The sequence below is a fragment of the Serinicoccus sp. CNJ-927 genome (assembly GCF_001942435.1).
Lineage (GTDB): Bacteria > Actinomycetota > Actinomycetes > Actinomycetales > Dermatophilaceae > Ornithinicoccus > Ornithinicoccus marinus.
Genome location: NZ_MKKF01000046.1, coordinates 1 through 1,203 on the forward strand (window position 1 = coordinate 1; position 1,203 = coordinate 1,203).

Sequence of the window (1,203 nt, forward strand, 5' to 3'; positions counted from 1 at the left end):
TGAACCGCCCCGGGTTTGGTGGAGGGTCTTGATCTCTACGGGAGAGTGGAGTCATGCCTGCACCGAGGAAGTACAGCGACGAGTTGCGTGAGCGCGCGATTCGCGCGGTGAACGAGACGATCAGAGAGAACCCGGGGTTGCCGGTGAAGCGTGCTTGCGCCCAGGTGGGTGAGCAGCTGGGCATCCCGGCGGCGACGCTGCGGAACTGGTTCCGCGGGCCCGCACCGGCGGCCGGGTCGACTGCGACTGCGACCGATCCACGGGAGCGGCTGGTGCAGCTGGAGAAGGAGAACCGGGAGTTGCGCCGGGCGAACGCGATCCTGCGGTCGGCCTCAGCTTTTTTCGCGGCGGAGCTCGACCGCCCCACGAGTCGTTGATCGCCTACATCGACGAGCACAAGGAGTCCTTCGGGGTCGAGCCGATCTGCACGGTCCTGTCCGAGGCCGGCGCGAAGATCGCCCCGAGCACCTACTACGCGGCCACGTCGCGTGCCCCCTCGAACCGGGCACTGGCCGACGCGGCCCTCGATGAGCGGATCCAGTCGACCAACGACGCGAACTACGAGGTGTACGGGGTGAAGAAGATGTGGAAGGTGCTCAACCGGCAACAGGTCCTGGACGAGCACGGGAACCCCACCGGGCGCACCTATCCACCGGTGGCGCGGTGCACCGTGGCCAGGCGGATGAAGGCCCTGGGCCTGGTCGGCGCGGTCGCCGGCGACCACAAGGCGCCCCGGACCACGGTGCCGGCCACGGACGGCCACCCGGCCGACCAGCTCAACCGGGACTTCACCGCCGCGGCACCGGATGACCGGTGGGTGGCCGACATCACCTACGTGCCGACCTGGGCCGGGTTCGTCTACGTCGCGTTCGTGATGGACCTGTTCTCCCGCCGGATCGTCGGCTGGCGCGTGGCTGCCTCGCTGCACACCGACCTGGCCCTGGACGCCCTGGAGCACGCGATCTGGCAGCGCCACCGCGACGGACGGGACCTGACCGGCCTGGTCCACCACGCCGACCGCGGCGTGCAATACCGAGCCATCCGGTACACCGAGCGCCTCGAAGAACTCGGCATCGTCGCCTCCGTCGGATCCAAGGGCGACAGCTACGACTGCGAGGATCGTGTCTGCGCCACCGCCTGGGGTCTGACCCTTGTTATGACCGGCCCCGCTGGGTGCCCTTGCGTTGACGTGTCGGCTCTGGG

At 69.1% G+C, this 1,203-nt stretch carries 2 protein-coding genes and 1 other annotated feature; both genes read left to right on the forward strand.

The window, feature by feature from the left end; genetic code table 11:
- The first annotated feature begins 53 nt into the window (after window positions 1–53).
- Window positions 54–377: a transposase gene (locus tag BJF86_RS12270; protein ID WP_075819351.1), complete on the forward strand. Its 324-nt coding sequence runs from the start codon at window positions 54–56 to the stop codon at window positions 375–377.
- Window positions 335–463 (forward strand) — a sequence feature (AL1L pseudoknot). (Overlaps the previous gene by 43 nt.)
- Window positions 374–1,203 (forward strand): IS3 family transposase (locus BJF86_RS12275; protein WP_075819353.1); only part of this gene is annotated, 830 nt, incomplete at its 3' end. Its footprint overlaps the feature before it by 90 nt. The genes BJF86_RS12270 and BJF86_RS12275, both read left to right, overlap by 4 nt.

Excerpts from the sequence above, each read along its gene's own strand:
- BJF86_RS12270 (WP_075819351.1), top strand. The coding sequence starts at position 54 with ATGCCTGCACCGAGGAAGTACAGCGACGAGTTGCGTGAGCGCGCGATT.